Annotated in this window: 17 protein-coding genes and 2 pseudogenes; 7 read left to right on the forward strand and 12 right to left on the reverse strand. The window is 66.0% G+C overall.

The annotated features are described in order from the left end of the window. Positions 1–8: 8 nt before the first annotated feature. The 12 genes from OIE68_RS06665 to OIE68_RS06720 form a co-directional block, all read right to left on the reverse strand. Positions 9–1,034, reverse strand: a complete 1,026-nt coding sequence (locus tag OIE68_RS06665) for a prenyltransferase (RefSeq protein WP_327098497.1) — start codon at positions 1,032–1,034, stop codon at positions 9–11. Then, on the reverse strand, positions 1,021–1,752 hold the full coding sequence (locus OIE68_RS06670; protein WP_327098498.1) for a class I SAM-dependent methyltransferase: 732 nt from the start codon (positions 1,750–1,752) through the stop codon (positions 1,021–1,023). Before OIE68_RS06670 ends, OIE68_RS06665 begins: the two co-directional genes overlap by 14 nt. A 40-nt stretch (positions 1,753–1,792) precedes the next feature. Then, complete coding sequence (locus tag OIE68_RS06675) at positions 1,793–3,049, reverse strand: glycosyltransferase family 4 protein (protein ID WP_327098499.1); 1,257 nt, start codon at positions 3,047–3,049, stop codon at positions 1,793–1,795. Positions 3,050–3,092: 43 nt separating this feature from the next. After that, entirely contained in the window at positions 3,093–4,334 is a 1,242-nt protein-coding gene (locus OIE68_RS06680; protein ID WP_327098500.1) for a cytochrome P450, read from the reverse strand. Positions 4,335–4,383: 49 nt separating this feature from the next. After that, positions 4,384–5,736 carry a cytochrome P450 gene (locus OIE68_RS06685; protein ID WP_327098501.1) on the reverse strand — a complete coding sequence of 451 codons (1,353 nt, stop codon included), beginning with the start codon at positions 5,734–5,736 and terminating at the stop codon, positions 4,384–4,386. A gap of 804 nt (positions 5,737–6,540) precedes the next feature. Next, complete coding sequence (locus OIE68_RS06690; RefSeq protein ID WP_327098502.1) at positions 6,541–7,134, reverse strand: TetR/AcrR family transcriptional regulator; 594 nt, start codon at positions 7,132–7,134, stop codon at positions 6,541–6,543. Positions 7,135–7,205: 71 nt separating this feature from the next. Continuing rightward, positions 7,206–8,831 carry an acyl-CoA synthetase gene (locus OIE68_RS06695; RefSeq protein WP_327098503.1) on the reverse strand — a complete coding sequence of 542 codons (1,626 nt, stop codon included), beginning with the start codon at positions 8,829–8,831 and terminating at the stop codon, positions 7,206–7,208. Between the two features lie 23 nt (positions 8,832–8,854). Next, complete coding sequence (locus tag OIE68_RS06700; protein ID WP_327098504.1) at positions 8,855–10,111, reverse strand: hypothetical protein; 1,257 nt, start codon at positions 10,109–10,111, stop codon at positions 8,855–8,857. Next, a complete protein-coding gene (locus OIE68_RS06705; protein ID WP_327098505.1) occupies positions 10,105–10,656 on the reverse strand; it encodes a nuclear transport factor 2 family protein in 552 nt (183 codons plus the stop codon). The genes OIE68_RS06700 and OIE68_RS06705 overlap by 7 nt, the downstream gene beginning before the upstream one ends. A gap of 31 nt (positions 10,657–10,687) precedes the next feature. After that, a complete protein-coding gene (locus tag OIE68_RS06710) occupies positions 10,688–10,888 on the reverse strand; it encodes a ferredoxin (protein ID WP_327098506.1) in 201 nt (66 codons plus the stop codon). After that, positions 10,885–11,682: an SDR family oxidoreductase gene (locus OIE68_RS06715; RefSeq protein ID WP_327098507.1), complete on the reverse strand. Its 798-nt coding sequence runs from the start codon at positions 11,680–11,682 to the stop codon at positions 10,885–10,887. The genes OIE68_RS06710 and OIE68_RS06715 overlap by 4 nt, the downstream gene beginning before the upstream one ends. Beyond that, positions 11,682–12,887, reverse strand: coding sequence for a cytochrome P450 (locus OIE68_RS06720; RefSeq protein WP_327098508.1), 1,206 nt, complete (start codon positions 12,885–12,887; stop codon positions 11,682–11,684). Before OIE68_RS06720 ends, OIE68_RS06715 begins: the two co-directional genes overlap by 1 nt. A gap of 224 nt (positions 12,888–13,111) precedes the next feature. Here OIE68_RS06720 and OIE68_RS06725 point away from each other — a divergent pair, with 224 nt between their 5' ends. The 7 genes and pseudogenes from OIE68_RS06725 (at position 13,112) to OIE68_RS06755 (ending at position 16,924) form a co-directional block, all read left to right on the forward strand. Next, positions 13,112–14,581: an aldehyde dehydrogenase gene (locus OIE68_RS06725; protein WP_327098509.1), complete on the forward strand. Its 1,470-nt coding sequence runs from the start codon at positions 13,112–13,114 to the stop codon at positions 14,579–14,581. 81 nt (positions 14,582–14,662) lie between these two features. After that, positions 14,663–14,987, forward strand: a pseudogene (locus OIE68_RS06730) (SDR family oxidoreductase); the annotation flags it as partial. Beyond that, positions 14,984–15,175: a hypothetical protein gene (locus OIE68_RS06735; protein ID WP_327098510.1), complete on the forward strand. Its 192-nt coding sequence runs from the start codon at positions 14,984–14,986 to the stop codon at positions 15,173–15,175. The pseudogene OIE68_RS06730 and the gene OIE68_RS06735, both read left to right, overlap by 4 nt. Further along, the gene (locus tag OIE68_RS06740) at positions 15,172–15,561 is read left to right on the forward strand and encodes a carboxymuconolactone decarboxylase family protein (RefSeq protein WP_327098511.1); all 390 of its coding nucleotides are present in this window, start codon (positions 15,172–15,174) and stop codon (positions 15,559–15,561) included. Before OIE68_RS06735 ends, OIE68_RS06740 begins: the two co-directional genes overlap by 4 nt. A gap of 53 nt (positions 15,562–15,614) precedes the next feature. Then, positions 15,615–15,800, forward strand: a pseudogene (locus OIE68_RS06745) (flavoprotein); the annotation flags it as partial. A gap of 61 nt (positions 15,801–15,861) precedes the next feature. Continuing rightward, the gene (locus OIE68_RS06750; RefSeq protein WP_327098512.1) at positions 15,862–16,716 is read left to right on the forward strand and encodes an LLM class F420-dependent oxidoreductase; all 855 of its coding nucleotides are present in this window, start codon (positions 15,862–15,864) and stop codon (positions 16,714–16,716) included. Further along, positions 16,622–16,924, forward strand: coding sequence for a nitroreductase/quinone reductase family protein (locus OIE68_RS06755; RefSeq protein WP_327098513.1), 303 nt, complete (start codon positions 16,622–16,624; stop codon positions 16,922–16,924). Before OIE68_RS06750 ends, OIE68_RS06755 begins: the two co-directional genes overlap by 95 nt. Position 16,925: the final 1 nt, after the last annotated feature.

Consider the following 16,925-nt stretch of genomic DNA (forward strand, 5'->3'; position numbering starts at 1 on the left):
GGTCGGCGTCAGTGGGGGAGCGCGTCGCGGAAGATCCCGTTGGCGGCCGTGGTGCGCGACAGTGCGTCCGCGGCCAGGATGACCGCGGCGGCGGTCCAGGTGGTGCGCTCCTCGGGCCAGCGTTTGCCGTCGGTGAACACCATTCCGGTCCAATACGATCCGTCCGATTCACGCAGATGCTGCATCTCGGTGAAGAGCGCCGCGGCGGTGGCGGTGTCACCGTCGGCGTCGAGCGCCAATACCAGTTCGCAGGTTTCGGCGCCGGTGACCCACGGCGCGTCGGACACACAGCGGATGCCCAGGCCTGCAACGACGAATTCGTCCCAGTGGCGCCGGATGCGGTCGCGGGCCTGGGGGCCGCGGACCGCGCCGCCGAGGATCGGGTAGTACCAGTCCATGGAATAGCGGTTCTTATCCAGAAAAGCTTCCGGGTGGTCGCGCAAGGCGCTACCGAGGCGGCGGCGGGCCGCGGCCCAGTCCGGCCTGGGATCGCCGAGGCGCTCGGCCAGGGCCACCGCACAGCCGAGGCTGTGGAAGATGCTTGAGCAACCGGTGAGCAGGGCCTCGCCCGAGCTGCCGGATTCGCTTGCGGACCAGTGGATCTCGCCGTGCTCACCCTGCTGCAGGCCCAGTACGAACTCGACCGAGGCGCGGACGGTGGGCCACATCTCGGCGGCGAATTCGGAATCACCGGTGACGGTGAGGAAATGCAGCACACCGGTGGCCAGGTAAGCACAGAAGTTGGTGTCGGCGTCGTGGTTCTCGATGACGCCCTGACGGAACTGCATGGGCCAGGAGCCGTCGTCGCGCTGAGTCTTGGCCGACCAGATGTAGGCGTCGCGAGCCTCATCCCACAGTCCGGCGACGGTGAGCGCCATGGCCGACTCGATGTGATCCCAGGGGTCGGTGTGGCCGCCGGTGAACCAGGGCAGGGCGCCGTCGGGCTCCTGTGCGGCCGCGATGGATTCACCGCTGCGCCGGATATCGTGGCCGGAGAGGCCGCCGGGAACGGCGGGCAGCTCAGCGTGCGCCACTGTGCACCGCCGGTTTGGTGAAGTAGAGGGCGACGGATTTGCCGATGAGGGGGTTGAGCATGCGTTCGGCCGTGCGGGTGAGCGCGGGCGCGGACATCATGTCCCACACCAGCATCCGGTGATAGGCCGCCACCGCCGGATGCGTGTCGTCGGCGACCCCGACCGCGCACTTGAGCCACCAGAATGGGGAGTGCAGGGCGTGCGCGAAATCCTGGTGGACGTAGCGCACGCCGCGCGCGGTGATCTTGTCGCGCAGCTCGTCGGCCCGGTAGATGCGGACGTGGCCGCCTTCGTTCGCGTGGTACTCGTCCGAAAGCGCCCAGCAGACGCGTTCGGGCAGCCAGCGGGGGACCGTGACGGCCAGTGCGCCACCTGGTTTGAGGACGCGCACCAGCTCGGCGATTGACTGCTCGTCCTGCGGGATGTGCTCGAGGATCTCCGAGGCGATGACCACGTCGAATTCGCCGTCGCCGTAGGGCAGGTCGAGCGCGTCGCCGCGCACGGTCTCGGCCTTCGCGTACTCCGGCACCTCGCCGGCCGCGGCCATGGCCTCGAACATAACGCCGACATCGGCGAGGTCGGTGGCGTTCTGGTCGAAGGCCACGATGTCTGCGCCGCGCCGGTACGCCTCGAAGGAGTGCCGCCCGGCCCCGCAGCCGATATCGATCACGCGCACCCCCGGACCTACGCCCAGACGATCGAAATCGACGGTCAGCATGTGACCTCCTGCCTGCCGGTGATGAGTATCGAAAGATGAATCAACGGTTCGCTCCAGCCGATTCGACCGGTGCGCGGCGGCCGTGCCGCTCGATCGCCTGCTCGTAGACCGCGACGGTCTGTGCGCCGACGGCGGCCCAGCTGAACACCTCCAGTGCGCGCCGCCGTCCCGCACTTCCCATGTGGTGCAGGCGATCCGGATCGCGAAGCAGCTGGCCCAGTGTGCGGGTCAGGGCCGTCGCATCGCCGGGCTCGACCAGCGCCGCGCAGGCGCCGGTGACCTCGGGCAGCGCCCCTGCCCGGCTGGCGACCAGCGGCGTGCCACTGGCCATGGCCTCCACGGCCGGCAGCGAGAAACCCTCGTACAGGGACGGAATACAGGCGACCTGCGCCGAGGCGAGCAGCTCGGCGAGGTGCTCGTCGCTCAATCCGCTGACCGCGGTGACGATGTCGGCCAGCCCCAGTTCGGCGATGAGCTTCTCGGTCGGCCCGTTGGGCTCCAACTTCGCCACCAGCCGCAGCTCGATGTCATGGGTATGACGCAGCCGGGCAACGGCTTCGAGCAGATGCGCGATACCCTTGAGCGGCTTGTCCGCGCTGGCTACCGCGACGATGCGGCCCCGCACCCGAGGCGTCTCGCGCGGCCGGAACAGCTCGGTGTCCACGCCGAGCGGGACGGCGTGCAACTGCTGTGGCGACACCCCGAAGTCCTCGGCGATGTCGGTCGCCGACGACGAGGACACTGTGATCAGGTCCGGAATCTGCCGTGTTACCCGCTGCTGCATGCCGAGGAATCCGTACCAGCGTCGCACGAAGGGCTTGCGCCGCCACGGTGCGGCCGCCAGGTCCACCGCCCGGTCGCGGGTGATGGGATGGTGGATTGTCGCCACCACCGGCAGGTGCCGGGCGATGTCGAGCAGCCCGTAGCCGAGGCACTGGTTGTCGTGCACGACATCGAAATCCTGTGTGCGCGACCATAACAGCCGCGCGGCCCGCAGACTGAACGTCCTGGGCTCGGGAAATCCGGCGGTCCACATGGTGGCGAGCTCGAGCAGGTCGATCCGGTCGCGGATCTCGCGCGGATGGGGTGTGCGAAAGGGATCGTCGTCACGGTACAGGTCCAGGCTGGGCACCTCCGTGAGCCGCACGCGCGGATCGAGGTGTTCCGGATAGGGCTGGCCGGAGAAGACCTCGACCTCATGGCCGAGCTCCGCCAGCCCCTGACTCAAATATCGGACGTAAACCCCTTGCCCCCCACAGTGGGTCTTGCTGCGGTAGGACAGCAGGGCTACGCGCACAGGCCCTCCGCCCTCCGCAGTGCCGCACAATTCGCGCTGATCATCAGTACCGCACTTGCCAATGCTTGATGCCGTTGATCCAGCCCGAACGCAGGCGCTCGGGCTCGGAGACCTGGGACAGGTTCGGCATCGCGTCGGCGATGGCGTTGAACATCAGATCAATTTCCAGCCGGGCCAGGTTGGCGCCGACGCAGTAGTGTGCGCCCGTGCCGCCGAAGGCCAGATGCGGGTTGGGGTCGCGCAGGATGTCGAAGCTGAACGGGTTCTCGAAGGCGTCCTCGTCGAAATTGGCAGAGCTGTAGAACAATCCGACGCGTTGTCCCTGACGGATCAGCTGTCCGCCGAGTTCGGTGTCGGTGGTGGCGGTGCGCTGGAATGCGGTCACGGGAGTCGCCCAGCGCACGATCTCGTCGGGCGCGGTGCGTGGACGCTGCTGTTTGTAGAGCTCCCACTGGTCCGGATTGTCGACGAATGCCTTCATGCCGTGGGTGATGGCGTTACGAGTGGTCTCGTTGCCCGCTACCGCGAGCAGAATGACGAAGAAGCCGAATTCGTCCGAGCCCAGGGCTTCCCCGTCGACGTCGGCCTGTACGAGCTGGCTGACGATGTCGTCGAGCGGATCGGCGCGACGCTGTTCGGCCATGTTCCAGGCATAGCCGAGGATTTCCACCGACGCGTTGGTGCCCGCCGTCGTGGTGGTGGCGTCGCCGTATTCCGGGTCGTCGTAATTGAGCATCTGGTTGGACCAGTCGAACAGTTTACGGCGGTCTTCCTGTGGTACGCCGATGAGTTCGGCGATGGCCTGCAGGGGTAGTTCACACGCGACCTGTTCGACGAAGTCGCCGCCGCCCTCTTTCTCGGCCGCGTGCACGATGGCAGCCGCTCGTTCGGTCAGCGCGGCGCGCAACCCCTCGACGGCGCGTGGACTGAAGCCTTTGGAGATGATGCGCCGGATCTTGGAGTGCTTCGGCGGATCCATGTTCACCAGCAGTGCGCTGGTCAGTTCGATCTGCTCGATGGTGATCTGCCCGGGCAGCCGGATGATGGAGCCTTTCTGCTGTGAGGAGAACAGCTCCGGTTTGCGCGAGATCTCTTTGATGTCCTCGTGTTTGGTGACCACCCAGTAGCCGCCGTCGCGGAATCCTCCGGACTGCGCATCGGTCTGCGGGTTCCACCACACCGGCGCGGTACGGCGCAACTCGGCGAATTCCTGGACGGGGTTGCGGGTTTCCCAGAGCACCGGGTCGGTGAAATCGAATCCAGCGGGAATGGACGGCGCTGACACAGCTTCCTCCTGAAAGGCCGACGTCTTTGTGGACCGGAATGTGCGGGACTCACCGCCGCCGACGGCGGTAGCGGACGCGGCACGGCTGCTGCAGCTGCACCACCATTTTGGAGTGATCGTTGCGATAGGTGTCCGACGGCTGTGCCAGTTCGAACTCCCAGTCCCGCAACAGAATGGAGAAGATCGCTTTGAGCTGCATGAGCGCGAACGGCGCCCCGACGCAGCGATGACGGCCCGCGCCGAAGGGGATCCAGGTCCAGCGATTTACGATGTCCTCTTGCCGAGGATCAAGGTAGCGGCTCGGATCGAAGGTGTCCGGATCCGGGAAGTCCTCCGGAATCCGGTTGGAGATCGCCGGAGTCGCGGCCACCATGTCGCCCGGCGCGATCCGGTTGCCACACACCTCGAATTCGTCGCGGGCGATGCGCATCAGGATGATCAGCGGCGGATGCAGGCGCAGCGCCTCCTTGAGCGCGGCTTCCAGGTTCGGAATCTGCCGCAGCGCATTGTGACTGACCTCCGAACCGTCCGAGTACAGCTCGTCGAGCTCGGTGACGACGCTCGCCAGTGTTTCCGGGTGGCGCAACAGCTCGATGATCGTCCAGGCCGCGGTGCCGGAGGTGGTGTGGTGGCCGGCGAACATCATGGAGATGAAGATGCCGGTGATTTCGCTGGCGGAGAACCGTGGCGACCCGTTCTCGTCCTGCACCGAGATCAGGACGTCGAGCATGTCGCGGTCGTCCTTGCCCGTAGGTGGGTTCGCCTCGCGCTGATCCATGATCGCCTGCACGAGTTCGACGAGCTTGACGCGGGCTTCGTCGCGGCGACGGAAGCTCTCGATCGGCGCGTAGGGATCGACGTAGGCCAGGGCATCGGTGCCCTGCTCGAGTTCGTGATAGAGATGCGCGAAGCGGGAGTCGAGCTGGTTGCGGAACTTCACACCGATCAGGCAGGACGAGGAGGTGTAGATGGTCAACTCGGCGAAGAATTCGAGCAGGTCGATCTCGCCCTCGTCGTCCCACTGAGCCAGCATCTGGTCCACTTCGCGGGCGATGGTGGCGGCGTGCCCGCGCATGTGGTCGGCACGCAGGGCCGAATTGTGCAGCATCTCTTTGCGGCGTTCGGGTGGAGCGTCGAAGACGACGCCCTCGCCGAAGATCGGCTTCATGAACGGGTATGCCGCGCCCTGATCGAGGTCCTCGTCGCTGGCGCGGAAGAAGAATTCGTTGGCCTCGGCGCCTGACAGCAGGATCACATCGCGCCCGGCGAGCACGAATGACCCGACATCGCCGCATTCGGCGCGAACTCGCCGCATCAGCGCGATCGGATCGGTGCGGAACTCCTCCAGGTGCCCGTGCTCATCCTCGCCTCCGGACACTCGCTGCGGCTTGACCAGCGTCATTGGAAATCCTTTCCGGGATACCTGTCCAGACAGATGATGGACATGTGTCCGGACAGTACTATGGTTAAAGCTGCGCGACAAGGCTTCCGGTGTTTTGCCAGGCCGGTGCCACCACTGACGCTCGATGACGACTGCCAGTGCGCTGATCTCGTCGGCCGGGGAATGTTCGCGAAGTCCGCCGACTGCGCAGCTGTGAATGCTGTGGGCCGCCAATACCTGTGCGATGCGCGGCGCGTACGACGGCCACATCGCCGCGGAATCTGCCGTTGCGTTGCGCATGTCCGACGAGTCGCGGGAGAGGAGGACGATGTCGGCTTGCGCCGCAGCGTCTTTCAGGCGGCACGCTGCTCGAGCCGGTAAGAAGACGAAGAGAGATCCGAGGCGCCGAAGCTGCGAGGTGCAGCAGGTGATCCTGTGGTCGTTGCCGGTGGATGCCGCGGTAACGGTCGGTCCTCCGACGCCAGGCGCACGAGTAAGGCATCGAGACGACCACGGACCGCAACCGCGCCGGACGGCGGTTCGGCCGGGCATGCATAGCCGGAGCGAAGGCCTAGTGTGCTGTCTCGATCACCTACTGGCTTGTTCCCGGCCTTCGGCCGTATCGAATCGGGAAGTTTCCGCTGCCGCGCGCGTAGTGTGGACCGGCGGGTCGCGGGGAGGGCGCCGAAGGTGTTGACCCTGCTGAGGTGAGCGGATCATTCTCTACGCCTGGGCAGCACTTGCCGCTCTCAACATCGTCGCGTGGAGCATTCGGACACGACGAGCCGGATGGACGAAGGACTCGTCGTCGCCGTCGTCCGACGATCAGCTGCCGGCGCCCGGATCGGCCAGCAGGCGCCGCGTGGAGATTTCCAGGAGGTCGGCGACCTCTTCGTAAGAGAGCAGTCCCATGCCTGCCTGCAACAGTGCGCCGGCGTAGAGCAATTCCAGCATCGAGAGACGTTCGGAGTCTTTCGATCCGAGCGCATCGGCGAGTCGGCTGCGAATCTCCCTGCCGATTCGCACCCGCAGATGCTGTACGTCGGGATCGTCGCCGAGCAGGGCATTGCTGACCGCGCTCGCCAATGCTGGTTCGTTGGCCACCAACATGGAAACCTGACGCAGGACCGCGACCACACGTGTGGCCGGATCCTCGTCACGAGTCTCCAGTGGTGGGGCGGCGATCAGGCGGCGCCAGTACACCTCCGAGACCAGATGCTCCTTTGAGGAGAAATACGTGTAGGCGGTGGCTGTTCCGACACCCGCAGCGGCGGCGACCAGTCGTATCGTTGTGCCGGAGTATCCTTCGCGGGACAATACATCGACTGCCGCCGCGGTCAGGCGGTCGACGGTGTCGGCCTGCTTCTCGGTGAGACGCCGTCGAGTTGCTTCGATGCCGGTAGATGCGAGTTCGGACATGTGTCTGGATCCTACTGTAGTCTCATGACCAGGACAATTGACGTGGGCCCGGTGCCCTGTCGGGCGATTCGCTATTGATCGTCGCCCCCTCCCACCCGGTGGTCCGGGATGTGGGTGGCGGCATAGTCTTTGGCCCACCGGTAGTCGGGTTTGCCGCTGGGGGATCGGGTGATGGTTTCGGCGACCCAGATGGTGCGAGGCACCTTGTAACCGGCGAGGTGACGGCGCACGTGGGCGGTCAGCGCGCCGAAGTCCAGCGGCCCAGCGCCTGCGATGGAGACCACCGCGGCGACCTGCTGTCCCCAGCGCTCGTGCGCGATGCCGACGACTACAGCGTCGAACACCGAATCATGGGATTTCAGAACGCCTTCGACTTCCTCCACGAACACCTTCTCGCCGCCGGTGTTGATCACCATATTGCCGCGGCCGAGCAAGGTGATGGAGCCGTCGGCCTCGGCGCGGGCACGGTCGTCGGTGACCACCATGCGGACTCCGTCGACGGTCTTGAACAGGCGCTCCGTCTTTGCGCTGTCCTTGTAGTAACCCAGCGGCACCGAGCCGGTCTTCGCCAGCCAGCCCTGCGTGCCGGCCGCGACCGGCCGCCCGGAGTCGTCGACCACCACCGCGCCGCGGCCGGTCTGCACGCGCGGTCCGCGCCCCGGATCATCGTCCTTGTTGGCGAAACCGATTCCGCCGAAGCCTGTTTCGGATGATCCGATGGAATCGGAGACCACCGTGGACGGAAACGTTTCCAGCAGAGCGTTTTTCACCGGCTGAGACAGCAGCGCCGCGCCGGAGGCGATGGCCAGCAGCGAGGACGCGTCCACCGGGTCGGCGGCATAGGCGTCGAGCAGCGGGCGGGCGATAGCGTCGCCAGTGATCACCATGACCTGGGGCCGTTCGCGTTCCACCGTTCGCCACACCTGTCGCGCATCGAACTTCGACTCGAACACGATGGTATTGCCGGTCCACAGCGCGGTGAACGTGGGCATCATCGCCGCGGCGTGGATCAGCGGCGGCAGGATCAGCCAGGTGCTGGGATCGGTCTGCGCGCCGACCCGGGATTGCTGGAATTCGTCGGTGACGGGCTCACCGGTGTAGAAATCGATGCCGCCGCCGAGGACCCGCCACATGTCCTCCTGACGCCACATCACGCCTTTGGGCATGCCGGTGGTACCGCCGGTGTACATCATGAACAGGTCGTCGGCGCTGCGCTCGATCTCGCGACGCGCGGGCGATCCGGCTCCGAGGGCCGCCTCGTAGCTTCCGGCCGTACTGTCGAGGTGTTCGCTGCACAGATCGTCGTCCGCCACGATGGCGTGGCGCACGCAGGGTATGCGTGAGAGTGCCAGTGCCACAGCAGGTTCGTAACTGCGGTGGTATACCAGGACTTCGATGTCGGCGTTGTCGTAGAGGTAGCACAGCTCCTCGACGCCGTAACGGTAGTTGACATTGATCGGGACCGCCCGGAGCTTGAAGCAGGCGAGGAGGGTCTCCATGGTCTCGATGCTGTTGTGCATCTGGAAACCTATATGGGACCCGGTGCTTACGCCGATCGAAGCGAGGTGATCGGCCAGCCGATTGGCCCGGGTGTCGAGTTCGGCGAAGGTGATGCTCCGGCCGCCGTGGATCAGAGCGATGCGGTCGGGCATCGCGTCGACGGAATGTTCGAATAGGTCAGCGAAGTTGCACGCCATGGGAATTCGTCTCTCAGTGGTGCTCAGACCACGGTCAAGGGCAGCGGGATGCCGCGGTCGGCGAAGCGGAAGTCGGCGCCAGTACTGAACCGGGTGATCGCGACTTCACCGGCTTCGGCGAAGGGCTTGTCGGCTCGGAGAAAACAAATCGCCAGCTCCTCGTCGGTGTCGCCGACGACATGGGCCGCGTAGTGGGGGTTGACCCCGCGCGCCATGGCCTCCAACGGCGCGAGGTGCGCCGCGTCGATTACCGACGGCCACACCTGGTCGTGAATGGCTGCACTGTGTTTCGGAAGCCGCAGGCGGACTCCGATCTCGCTCAGATCGATGCGTGCTCCGGTGTAGCGCAACGGATTCCACGCCGGATGCAGTCCCAGCACCCGGGCCAGCGCCGAATTGTCGTCACCGAGACCGAGTGCGTCGCGGATGCGCTCGGAGGTGAGGCCCGCGATGCCGGTGAACTGTTTGCGCACGATGTCGGCCACCGCGTCGGTGCGGCTGCCGACCGCGATGCGGAAACCCAATGTCAGCAGATGATGCTGCAGGCATACTTCGTCGGCCATGCGGATCAGGGCGGAGCGGGAGAAGTCCGCGAACCGCAGGTCGCTGAGCAGCGGGCCGGAGTAGTCGGCGCGGCCCGGATCGGCGGGCTCTATCGGGTCGAGATGCACTCGGGCCGCGTGGGAATCGGCGACCTTGTCGGCATTGGGCGGGATCGGCGGTGGGACGTGTGCGGGATCGATGGTGACCGTCCACGCGCAGACCGGATGCCGGTCGGCCGGCACCCGGGGCGGGCGATGGATCGGCCGCACCTGCGCATGCGGATTGGTCGCGAGCGCGGTGGCATCGAAGGTGGGGTCCTCGATGTCGTGACACATCGATCGCACGTAGGTCTCGCCCATGGGTTCCACGTCGGCCAGCGCACCGCAGTGGTCGAGCCAGAACTCGCCGTGATCGTGGTCGTCGACCCGGAAGCGGAAGTCCATGAATTGTGGCGGCGCGCCGACCTCCAGTTGCATCCCTTTGAAGATCGTCTCGACGCTGTCGCCGGTGAACCCGAATGCGCGCTGCATGCGCCGGGTGTAGACGGGGCTTGCCACTTGCCATTCCTCGATCGCGATGGCAGTCATGCCCTCTCGGCCGAAGGCGGCGATGCTGTGCGCCATCCCGGATCGGTCGATCAGGTGGCCGCTCAGCAGGAGTTCGGGGACCAGAACCGCCAGTTCGGCTCGCGTCAGGTCCGCGAAACCGCTGGCGCGCTCGGACTTCGCACTCACCACAGCGGCACCGGCGCTTCGCCGATCGTGTACCAGCCGGGCAGCTTCTCACCCGAGGTGGCACGTTCGATGCGCTTCTGCATGCCGTCCGACAGCGCGTTGTCGGTGATCATGTCGAGGAACAGTGCGCTGACGTTGCCGAAGTCGAAGAAGTCGCGCTGCCACGACCATTGGAAGTTGCCGCCGTAGCGGAACCAGCTGCCGCCGATGCCTTCCGGCGAGTAGTTGCGGCCGTCGGGTCGCTTCTTATCGCTGACCTGCTTCCACAGGCCGATGAGGTTGCCGCTGCGCTCGTCGATGACCCAATCCTGGTAGGGATAGGTCCAGCCCTCGAGCCCGTCCATCTCCAATCCGATTGCGATGTCGCGGATCTCGTCGCGTCCGACGGCCATGAACTCCTGTTTGGGGCCGTAGTTCCAGCCGTAGGTGGCGTCTTCGGTGTAGTACTCCGCGAGGGGCCGCCAGTCACCCTCGGCTTCGCATTCCCGGTTGGCCTGCAGCCAGCGGCGCACCATCTCGTCGAGTTCGGCGCGGTCGAAATCGGCCATGGCAGGGATCCTTTCGGTTCTCGGTCGGTGGTCAGTCGTCGCCGTCGGTGATCGACAGCGCTTGGGTGGGGCAGTAGCGGACGGCTTCTGCGACGGCGGCACGGGCAGCGGGACCCGGATTCGGGTCGAGGATTTCGACCTTGCCGTGCTTGGGCACGGTGAAGACCTCCGGCGCCTCGGCATGGCACACGGCGTGGCCTTGGCACAGATCCAGATCGACGGTGATCTTCATGAGCGGCTCCCTGCGTCGCCGGAGAGCACCCGGGCCTCGGGCTGGACTTCGGTGAGCTGAATATGGGCGCCGCGCGGTGCGGAGACGACCGCGACGATGGAGGTGGCCAGATGGGCGGCGCGCAGCATTTCGGGATGCCGCGCGAAACCCCACTTCGACCAGTCCTCGAGCACCGGGCCGATGATCTCCGAGGTGGTGTCCATGCCCATGCCGGTGAGAGTCGGGCCGGGCCGCACGAGCGAGGCCCGAATGCCGGTGCCTTCCAACTCCATCCACATCTGCCGGGCCATGACCTCGACCGCGGTCTTGGCGGCGGGGTAGGCCCCCATGCGCGGGCGGGGGTTGTTCGCGGTGTCGGAACTGATGATCACGAAATCGCCGCGCTGTCTGGCGATCATGCCGGGGATGACGCGGTTGGCCAGCCGTTGCACGCCGATCAGGTGAACGTTGATCTGTTGCAGGAAGTGCTCGGGACTCATCTCGTGCACCAGGGAGAACGACAGGTCGCCGGCTCCGGACACCACTATCTCGGCCGGGCCCAGCGCGGCCTCGGCGGCGGTGACGAAGGCGTCGACCGATGCGGTGTCGCCGACGTCGAGGTAGTGCGCGAACGCTTCACCGCCGTTGCTCGTGATCTTCGCGGCGAAGGCCTCGCACTGCTCGATGCGACGGGCGCCCAGAGCCACCGGAAAGCCGAGTTCGGCCAGCGCTTCGGCAGTGGCCGCGCCGATGCCGGAGGAGGCCCCGGCGATCAAGGCGGGCCGGCGGTCGGGGTGGGGTTCGAACCCGGGCATTACCGGACCTCCACGGTGATGGGAAGTTTGGCGAATCCGCGGACGTTCGTCGAGTGCACGCGTTCGATGCCGGCCTCGACGAGGTCGTAACCGCGGACGCGAGAGGCGAATTCGCGCAGGGCGATCGTGGTCTCCAAGCGAGCCAGGTGAGCGCCGAGGCAGAAGTGCACTCCCGCACCGAAACTGGCGAGGTTGCCTTTGTCGGGACGGTCGATCCGATAGGAGTCGCCGTCTTCGAACACCTCCGAGTCACGGTTGGCCGAGCCGATAAGCAGCAGTACCTTCGAACCGGCCGGAATCGTCAAGCCGTGCATGTCGATATCGGTCGCGGCGCTACGCGCCACGATCTGGCTCGAGGTGTCATAGCGCAGTGTCTCCTCGACCCAGTCCGGCACCAGGTCGGGGTCGGCGAAAACCTTGGCGTATTCGCCCGGGTTGCGTGCCGACCAGTACAGGGCGTTGCCGAGCAGTTTGGTGGTGGTTTCGTTCCCGGCGACCACCATCAGGAACATGAATCCGATGATCTCTTCGTCGCTGAGTCGATCGCCGTCGATCTCGGCGTGCAGCAGTGCGGAGGTGAGATCCTCGGTTGGCGTGCGCCGCCGTTCGGCGACCATGTCGCTGTAGTAGCCGAGCAGTTTCAGCGCGGCTTCGATGGCCGCGACCGGCACATCGAGCACGCCCTCCTCGCGGTGGACGACCAGATCGGCGAGCCGGCGTACCTCGGCGCGATCGGTTTCCGGCACGCCCATGAGCTCGGAGATGACGTCCATGGGCAGCTTCCCGGCGAAATCCTCGATCCAATCGAAGGTTCCGCGCGCCAACGCCGGTTCCAGGTGCTCGAGGGTCAATTCGTGTATCCGGCTGTCCATTTCGGTCACCCGGCGCGGCGTGAAGCCCTTGTAGACCAGCCGCCGCATGCGCACGTGCCGCGGATCGTCCATGGCGAGAAAGGACATCGTCCTGTGCGCGTGCGGGCCCCAGGCGGCGGGATCCAGCGACACACCATTGGCGCTGGAGAGCCGCACGTTGTCCCGGAAGGCAGCGATGACGTCGGAGTGCCGCGACAATGCCCAGAAGTTCAGCTCCGGATTGTGGTACAGCGGGGCGTCGGTGCGCAGGCGCTCGTAGGTCGGGTACGGATCGTCGTGGAACCGATAGTCGTAAGGGTCGAACGTGAACGGCTCCAGTGCGGCCGAAGTCATTACACCCCTCTCCAGGAAGACACATAGCTGGACATGTGTCTGGACGGTATCACCGACAGGAGTTCATCACAAAGGTCAACTCCGGATATCGTCAGGATCCAGCGTGACCGAGGGTGTTCGCCACCGTGGTGACGGAGGTTGTCGCCGGGCGTTGCCCTTGCGCCCGGTCAAGTCTCCGAACTATATTCCGAACACCTGTCCAGACATGTATCGGAGCTTGCATCATGAACGGCCTCGTCCCTCCTGAGGGCACGCCCCTGCTGATCGGCGGCAAGCTGGTCCCCGGCGGCTCGGGCGTCTTCGCGACGATCAATCCCGCGACCGAGGAAGTGCTCGGCCACGCTGCCAACGCCTCGGCCGAGGATATGAACGCGGCCGTCGGCGCGGCACAGACCGCCTTCGCCGAGACCGATTGGTCCCGTGATCCCGCCTTCCGTGCGCACTGCCTGCGTCAGTTGCGAGACATCATGCGCGATCACATCGAGGAGTTGCGCGCGATCACGGTCGCCGAGGTCGGCGCGCCCGTCATGCTCACCAGTGGCCCACAGCTGGAAGGACCGATCGGTGATCTGTCGTTCTCCGCCGACCTAGCCGAAACCTACTCGTGGGAAACCGATCTCGGCACCGCCGAGCAGATGGGCATCTCGAGCCGGCGCGTGGTCCGCCGCGAGGCGGTGGGCGTGGTCGGGGCCATCACGCCGTGGAACTTCCCGCATCAGATCAACCTGGCGAAGGTCGGGCCCGCACTGGCCGCCGGAAACACGGTGGTGCTCAAGCCCGCTCCGGACACACCCTGGTGTGCGGCGGCACTCGGCCCGCTCATTGCCGAGCACACCGACATCCCGGCGGGCGTGCTCAATATCGTCACCTCCGACGACCACACCCTGGGCGCGCGGCTGGTCGAGGATCCGCGGGTCGACATGATCACCTTCACCGGATCGACCCAGACGGGGCGATCGGTGATGGCGGGTGCGTCGGCCTCCCTCAAGCGCACGTTCCTAGAGCTCGGCGGCAAATCTGCCGCCATCGTTCTCGATGACGCCGACATCGCGGGCGCCGCGAGCTATACCGCGTTCTCGGTCGCCCTGCACGCCGGACAAGGCTGCGCGTTGACCACTCGCATGCTGGTGCCGCGCGCGGCCTACGACGAGGCGGTCGCCGCGGCGGCCAAAGCGCTGTCCGGCATCCGGGCCGACGATCCGACCAAGCCCGGAACCGTGTGCGGGCCTTTGATTTCCGCACGCCAGCGCGATCGGGTGGAGCGCTATCTCGACATCGCCCGCGCCGAGGGCGGGCGCATCGTGGTCGGGGGCGGCCGGCCGTCAGGCAAAGACCGGGGCTTCTTCATCGAGCCGACGCTCATCGCCGGGCTCGGCAACACCGCCACCGTCGCTCAGGAGGAAATCTTCGGTCCGGTGCTCGTGGTGATTCCGTACGACGGTGACGCCGATGCGATCCGGCTGGCCAACGAATCGCCCTACGGTCTTTCCGGTTCGGTGTGGGGCGCCGATTCCGAACGCGTCGACCGGGTGGTCTCGGGCGTGCGCACCGGGACGCTGAGTGTGAACGGCGGGCTCTGGTACCACGCCGACGCGCCGTTCGGCGGCTACAAGCAATCCGGCATCGGCCGGGAGATGGGCGTCGCGGGTTTCGAGGAATACCTCGAAACCAAGTTGATCGCCACCCCTGCCTGAACTCACCGACATCCAGCACAAGGAGCCGAACACACCATGGCACGTTTCACCGGTCGCACCGCGATCGTCACCGGCGCGGCACAGGGCATCGGCGCGGCGTACGCCAAAGCGCTTGCCGCGGGTCTGGCCAAGGTCGGCATCAATGGCCTCACCCAGCAACTCGCCACCGAGCTGGGTGGTTCGAAGATTCGCGTCAATGCCGTCGCGCCCGGACCGATCGACACCGAGGCCACCCAGACCGTCACCCCCCGGGAACATCGTGAAGGACATGGTGTCTCGCATTCCGATCAAGCGGATGGGCACGCCAGAGGATCTAGTGGGCGCCTGCCTGTACCTGCTCTCCGACGACGCGGGCTGGGTCACCGGTCAGATCCTCAATGTCGACGGCGGGCAGATCATCCGATGACGACCGAATCCTTCTTCTGGTTCCCCATTCTCGACCACGTAAGCAACCTCGGCGAGAAGGACCTGTTCCTCCCGCTCGAACTGGGCGACCGGCTCGCGGTACCACTGCCGCTGGCGCAACCAGCCCTGGGTCGACTTGCGGAGGGGTTCGGCGTCGGAGAGTCGTTGCTCGACAAGGAGGCATCATGACAATTGACGGAAATGCCAATGGCAACAACAGTATCCGGCAGCGCGGACTGGCGAAGATGAGCGAAGTTTACGGCTGGGATTTTGCGGACGGCCCCGGTGACCTGTTCGGCGTCACCGCGGATCATCTGTTCGCCGAAATCTGGTCTCGTCCCGGCCTGAGCGTCCGGGACCGGCGGCTGCTGCTGCTCGGAGCCCTCAGTGCGCGAGGACTGTTCGACGTCGCCGAGATCCAGCTCGGCGCGGCGCTGCGCAACGGCGAACTCGCCGAGGAGCAGTTGCGTGAGGTCGCACTGTTCCTGTGTCACTACATCGGATGGGCGTCGGGCACCAAGCTCGACAACGCGGTCGGCACGGTGCTGGCGCAGGAACGCCGCGAACAATCGTGAGTCAGCCGGGCGTGAATCATGCTGAACCCGAAGCGAGAAGGCAGCAGCTGACCATGTACTCCGGCGGAGAGAACGCCGCGCCTTCAACGCGATCGCGACGCCCGCGCCGCGCGGTCACGTCCCGCAGATGCGGAAAAAGCACACCGGGGAGAAGGGCGGCGGGCTACATGCTGATGAAGCCACTGGTTGAAATGGCTGAAAAGCTCGGCGTCCGAGTGGAATACGACACCCGCATCCAGGGTGCGTGGCGTGGGCCGGGCGGCCGCTGACCGAAATGGACACGAAAGGAATAGCGCCCGTATGCGATTCGGAATAGTACTGTTCACCAGCGATCGCGGCATCACACCCGCCGCCGCAGCCCAGGCGGCCGAAGAGCGCGGCTTCCGGTCGTTCTTCGTACCGGAACACACGCACATCCCGGTCAAACGCGAAGCCGCGCATCCCTCGACCGGCGATGCCTCCCTGCCCGATGACCGCTACACCCGCACCCTGGACCCCTGGGTGTCGCTGGCAATGGCGGCAGCGGTGACCGAGCGCATCGAACTGTCCACCGCCGTCGCCCTTCCGGTGGAGCACGACCCGATCACGCTGGCCAAAACTGTCGCGACGCTCGATCATCTTTCCGGCGGCCGCGTCACCCTAGGGGCCGGATTCGGCTGGAACACAGACGAACTCACCGATCACGGAGTACCGCCGAACAAGCGGCGCGCCGTATTGCGCGAGTACGTCGAGGCCATGCGGGAGCTGTGGACCCGGGAGGAAGCGAGCTACGACGGCCAGTACGTGAGCTTCGGTCCCAGCTGGGCCTGGCCCAAACCGATACAGCCCCACATCCCGGTTCTCATCGGCGCCGCCGGTACCGAGAAGACCTTCCAGTGGATCGCGCGCAGCGGTGACGGCTGGATCACCACCCCGACCGAAACCGACATCTCCGCCAGACTCGAGCTGTTGCACAAGATCTGGGCCGATGCCGGTCGATCGGGGGCGCCCCGCGTCGTGGCCCTGGATTTCAAACCGGATCCGGACAAGCTCGCGCGCTGGTCCGCCGAGGGGGTCACGGATGTGCTCTACGGGCTTCCGGATCGATCCACCGAGGAAGTCCTGCACTATCTCGATCGCCTCAGCGCCAAGCTGGCCGCCTTGGATCTGCCGTAGCCGGAAGGCGGTCATTCCGATCGCGGATCCGCTCGCACACGTTCGCATCCGCGCCGCTCGCCACACCGTATGCGCCCGGATTGCCGATACCGAAGAGCGGCAACGACTCTGGCTCCCTTTGACCGAGTTGTACGCCGATTTCGATACCTACCAGTCGTGGACGCGGCGCGAGATCCCGGTGGTGATCCTCTCGTGTATGACCCGATGAC

Source organism: Nocardia vinacea (assembly GCF_035920345.1).
Taxonomy (GTDB): Bacteria; Actinomycetota; Actinomycetes; order Mycobacteriales; family Mycobacteriaceae; genus Nocardia; species Nocardia vinacea_A.

Coding starts and splice junctions, on each gene's coding strand:
- OIE68_RS06750 (WP_327098512.1), top strand. CDS start 15,862: ATGCGATTCGGAATAGTACTGTTCACCAGCGATCGCGGCATCACACCC.
- OIE68_RS06715 (WP_327098507.1), bottom strand. CDS start 11,682: ATGCCCGGGTTCGAACCCCACCCCGACCGCCGGCCCGCCTTGATCGCC.
- OIE68_RS06740 (WP_327098511.1), top strand. CDS start 15,172: ATGACAATTGACGGAAATGCCAATGGCAACAACAGTATCCGGCAGCGC.
- OIE68_RS06710 (WP_327098506.1), bottom strand. CDS start 10,888: ATGAAGATCACCGTCGATCTGGATCTGTGCCAAGGCCACGCCGTGTGC.
- OIE68_RS06755 (WP_327098513.1), top strand. CDS start 16,622: ATGTGCTCTACGGGCTTCCGGATCGATCCACCGAGGAAGTCCTGCACT.
- OIE68_RS06695 (WP_327098503.1), bottom strand. CDS start 8,831: ATGGCGTGCAACTTCGCTGACCTATTCGAACATTCCGTCGACGCGATG.
- OIE68_RS06720 (WP_327098508.1), bottom strand. CDS start 12,887: ATGACTTCGGCCGCACTGGAGCCGTTCACGTTCGACCCTTACGACTAT.
- OIE68_RS06685 (WP_327098501.1), bottom strand. CDS start 5,736: ATGACGCTGGTCAAGCCGCAGCGAGTGTCCGGAGGCGAGGATGAGCAC.
- OIE68_RS06735 (WP_327098510.1), top strand. CDS start 14,984: ATGACGACCGAATCCTTCTTCTGGTTCCCCATTCTCGACCACGTAAGC.
- OIE68_RS06705 (WP_327098505.1), bottom strand. CDS start 10,656: ATGGCCGATTTCGACCGCGCCGAACTCGACGAGATGGTGCGCCGCTGG.
- OIE68_RS06725 (WP_327098509.1), top strand. CDS start 13,112: ATGAACGGCCTCGTCCCTCCTGAGGGCACGCCCCTGCTGATCGGCGGC.
- OIE68_RS06670 (WP_327098498.1), bottom strand. CDS start 1,752: ATGCTGACCGTCGATTTCGATCGTCTGGGCGTAGGTCCGGGGGTGCGC.
- OIE68_RS06690 (WP_327098502.1), bottom strand. CDS start 7,134: ATGTCCGAACTCGCATCTACCGGCATCGAAGCAACTCGACGGCGTCTC.